The 3626-nt window shown below is 67.3% G+C and carries 5 protein-coding genes and 2 pseudogenes; all 7 read left to right on the plus strand.

Features of this window, described 5'->3' with window-relative positions:
- Nucleotides 1-278 (plus strand): annotated as a pseudogene (locus tag NQ160_RS20580) (undecaprenyl/decaprenyl-phosphate alpha-N-acetylglucosaminyl 1-phosphate transferase); the annotation flags it as partial.
- Nucleotides 275-763 (plus strand): hypothetical protein, encoded by a 489-nt coding sequence (locus tag NQ160_RS20585; RefSeq protein WP_257516955.1) that lies wholly within the window; start codon nucleotides 275-277, stop codon nucleotides 761-763. The pseudogene NQ160_RS20580 and the gene NQ160_RS20585, both read left to right, overlap by 4 nt.
- A 134-nt stretch (nucleotides 764-897) precedes the next feature.
- A complete protein-coding gene (gene atpB / locus NQ160_RS20590) occupies nucleotides 898-1698 on the plus strand; it encodes a F0F1 ATP synthase subunit A (RefSeq protein ID WP_257516957.1) in 801 nt (266 codons plus the stop codon).
- 44 nt (nucleotides 1699-1742) lie between these two features.
- On the plus strand, nucleotides 1743-1979 hold the full coding sequence (gene atpE / locus NQ160_RS20595; RefSeq protein WP_141380743.1) for an ATP synthase F0 subunit C: 237 nt from the start codon (nucleotides 1743-1745) through the stop codon (nucleotides 1977-1979).
- Between the two features lie 28 nt (nucleotides 1980-2007).
- A complete protein-coding gene (locus NQ160_RS20600) occupies nucleotides 2008-2559 on the plus strand; it encodes a F0F1 ATP synthase subunit B (protein ID WP_257495043.1) in 552 nt (183 codons plus the stop codon).
- Entirely contained in the window at nucleotides 2559-3347 is a 789-nt protein-coding gene (locus NQ160_RS20605; protein ID WP_257516956.1) for a F0F1 ATP synthase subunit delta, read from the plus strand. The genes NQ160_RS20600 and NQ160_RS20605 overlap by 1 nt, the downstream gene beginning before the upstream one ends.
- Before the next feature lie 64 nt (nucleotides 3348-3411).
- Nucleotides 3412-3626: pseudogene (locus NQ160_RS20610) on the plus strand (F0F1 ATP synthase subunit alpha); the annotation flags it as partial.

Below are 3626 nucleotides of genomic sequence, written 5' to 3' on the forward strand. Positions count from 1 at the left end.
TGCGCGCCGGCAAGTCCCCGTTCTCACCCGACCGCAAGCACCTGCACCACCGCATGCTCGACATGGGCCACTCCGACCGCGACGCCGTGCTGATCTTCTACGCCTGGACGGCGGTGGTCAGCCTCGCGGTGCTGCTGATGTACATCGGTACGACGGCCGACTGGCCCGGGCAGTATCTGCCGGGCGTCGTCTTCGGTGCCATCGGCGCCATCGCCTGCCTCGTGGTCACCCTCACGCCCGCCCGACGCGTCCGTCCCGCCCTCCAGGAGACCCGATGACCCCCAACCCCGTGTCCAGTACCCCCGTCCTGCGCACCACCCTGCTGTGGTCGGCCGCCGTGACGGCGATCCTCGCCGTCATCGGTGCCGTGGCCGGCTACGCGGCCGGGGGAGTCGAAGGACTGTGGAGCGCCCTGGTGGGTGTCGGGCTGGCCTTCGCCTTCCTCGGCATCACCGGTGGGAGCATCCTCATCGCCAACCGGTGGTACGGCGACGCGCTGTATGTGCCGATCTTCTTCGGCATCGTTCTCGGCGGCTGGATCCTGAAGTTCGTCGTCTTCATCATCGTCCTGCTCGTGCTGCGCGGGCAGGAGTGGCTCAACCCCACCGTGTTCTTCGTCTCGCTCGTCGTCGGCATCATCGCGTCGCTCATCATCGACGTGATCGTGCTGATGCGCTCGCGCGTGCCGCACGCGAGCGATGTGACCCTCCCGACCGCCGAGGAAGTCGGCGAGGGGCCTGATGACGCCCCCGGGCGGCTCTGAGCGCCCCGGGAGTTTGATAGTGTTGACATGCGCCCGCCCCGCTCCATCACCCGGAGCATTTGTGGAGTGACGCTCATCGACCATCGTCGCACCGGTCCCGCACCGGCGCCCCGAAGCTGGAGCCCGCGCTGTTGATTCACGCTGCGACACTGATCGCCCCCACCGCCGACGAAGGCGGATTCCACGGACCCTCGATTGACGAGTTCTTCCCCGAAGCCGTCTTCCAGATCGGCGACCTCGTCATCAACCGGATCCACCTGATCCAGTTCATCGCGACCCTCGCGATCGTGCTGATCTTCTGGATCGGCACCCGACGCATGAAGGTCGTCCCCGGCCGCTTCCAGAGCATCGTCGAGATGGGGCTGGACTTCGTCCGGGTCAACATCGCCGAAGACCTGCTCGGCAAGAAGGACGGCCAGCGGTTCCTGCCGATCCTCAGCACGATCTTCTTCATGGTGCTCTTCATGAACATCACGGGAATCATCCCGTTCATGAACATCGCCGGCACCGCGATCGTCGCCGTTCCGCTGCTGCTCGCGGTCGTCAGCTACGTCACCTTCATCTACGCCGGCATCAAGAAGAGCCCGAAGAACTTCTTCAAGAACGCGCTCTTCCCCACCGGTGTGCCGTGGCCGATCTACATCATCGTCACGCCCATCGAGCTGATCTCGACCTTCATCATCCGGCCGGTCACGCTGACCCTCCGACTTCTGATGAACATGATGGTCGGGCACCTGCTGCTGGTCCTCTTCTTCGCCGCGACGCAGTTCTTCCTGCTCGACCTCGGCGGCTGGTGGTCGGCGCTGGCTGCGGGCTCCCTCGCCTTCGGCTTCGTCTTCACACTCTTCGAAATCCTCGTGGCCGTCCTCCAGGCCTACGTCTTCGCTCTCCTCACCGCGGTCTACATCCAGCTCGCGGTCGCCGAAGAGCACTAAGCGGGTCGGCTCACAGCCGCCCATAACCGAAAGGAAAAACCCCCGTGGATGCAACTACGGTTCTCGCCGAGCTCAGCGGCAACGTCGCGACGATGGGCTACGGCCTCGCCGCCATCGGACCCGCCATCGGTGTGGGCATCGTCGTCGGCAAGACGATCGAGGGCGTCGCCCGTCAGCCCGAGCTGGCCGGCCGCCTGCAGGTGCTCATGTGGATCGGTATCGCCTTCACCGAGGCGCTCGCCTTCATCGGCATCGCCACCTACTTCATCTTCACGAACTAATCGCCCCCTCCAGCCCTAAGGAGACAGGATGCTGAACGCTCTTGTCGCGTACGCCGCGGAAGAGGGTGGCACGCCCAACCCGCTGATCCCCGCCTGGTACGACATCATCTGGTCGGCGGTCTGCTTCGTCATCATCCTGTTCGTCATGTGGAAGGTCGCCCTTCCCAAGATGAAGACGCTGCTCGACGAGCGTGCCGCTTCGATCGAGGGCAACATCGCCAAGGCCGACGAGGCCCAGCGCAAGGCTGAGGCCGCCCTCGAGCAGTACACCGCTCAGCTGGCCGAGGCCCGCAAGGAAGCCGGTGAGATCCGCGAGGCCGCCCGTGAGGACGGCAAGAAGATCGTCGCCGAGGCGAAGGATGCCGCTTCCTCCGAGGCAGCGCGCCTCACCGCTGCCGCTCACGCCCAGATCGAGGCCGAGCGTCAGACGGCGCTCGTCTCGCTGCGCAGCGAGGTGGGCGGGCTTGCCCTCGACCTCGCGGGCGGTGTGATCGGCGAGAGCCTGTCGGACGACGCGAAGGCTCAGGCCGTCGTGGATCGCTTCCTGGCCGAGCTCGAGTCGTCTGAGGCGTCCAAGTAATGGGCAGCGCGACCACTCAGGCCCGGGCGGCGACGACGGCCGCGCTCGCCGCGGCGTCGTCGGTCGACCTCGACGTCGCTCGCGAGCTGTTCGCCGCGGCGCGGACGCTGGGCGACTCGTCCCAGCTGAGCGGCGCGCTTGCCGACTCCTCTGCTGCGCCCGGCGCGCGGGCACAGGTGGTCTCGCACGTGTTCGGCACGTACGGATCCACCACGGTGTCCCTGCTCTCGGCCGCGGCGCAGCAGCGGTGGTCCTCGGCGTCGGACCTCGTCGACGGGATCGAGGAGCTCGGCATCCGTGCCGCCGCGATCGCGGAGCCCGGCTCCGACATCGAGGGTGAGCTGTTCGAGGTGGTGCGCACCATCGCCGCCAATCCCGAACTGGAACTGGCTCTGGGCAGCCGCCTCGGCGAGGCGTCGGCCAAGGGCACGCTTGTCGAGAGTCTGCTGCGCGGCCGTACCAGCGTGGCCACGACCCTCATCGTCTCGTCGGCTGTGCAGCAGCCGCGCGAGCGTCGTGTACGGCAGCTGATCGGCCGTGCGATGCGCCTGGTCGCGCAGCAGCGAGGACGGTCGGTGGCCACGGTCATCGCCGCCAGGCCGCTGAGCGCCCCGCAGGCCGAGCGCCTCACCGCTGCGCTGTCGCAGCGGTACGGCACCGAGATCTCCCTCAACGTCGTCATCGACCCCTCGGTCGTCGGCGGAGTGCGGGTGGAGATCGCGGACGACGTCATCGACGCCAGCGTGTCGAGTCGTCTGCACGACCTGCGCCAAAAGCTGGCCGGTTAGAGCTTCCCGCTCAGCGGAGCGGAGATTTCGGGGCCGTGAGGTCCCATGAACACGAAGGAAGACCATGGCAGAACTCTCCATCAGCCCCGACGTCATCCGTGACGCGCTGAAGGACTTCGTCGCCGCATACGAGCCCTCCGGGGCCGCGGCGACCGAGGTCGGCACCGTCATCGACGCCGCAGACGGCATCGCCCACGTCGAGGGACTCCCCGGCGTGATGGCGAACGAGCTGGTCCGCTTCGCGGACGGCACCGCCGGCCTGGCGCTGAACCTCGACGA

This window comes from Microbacterium sp. zg.Y909, from assembly GCF_024626565.1.

Excerpts from the sequence above, each read along its gene's own strand:
- NQ160_RS20585 (WP_257516955.1), top strand. The coding sequence starts at position 275 with ATGACCCCCAACCCCGTGTCCAGTACCCCCGTCCTGCGCACCACCCTG.
- NQ160_RS20600 (WP_257495043.1), top strand. The coding sequence starts at position 2,008 with ATGCTGAACGCTCTTGTCGCGTACGCCGCGGAAGAGGGTGGCACGCCC.
- NQ160_RS20605 (WP_257516956.1), top strand. The coding sequence starts at position 2,559 with ATGGGCAGCGCGACCACTCAGGCCCGGGCGGCGACGACGGCCGCGCTC.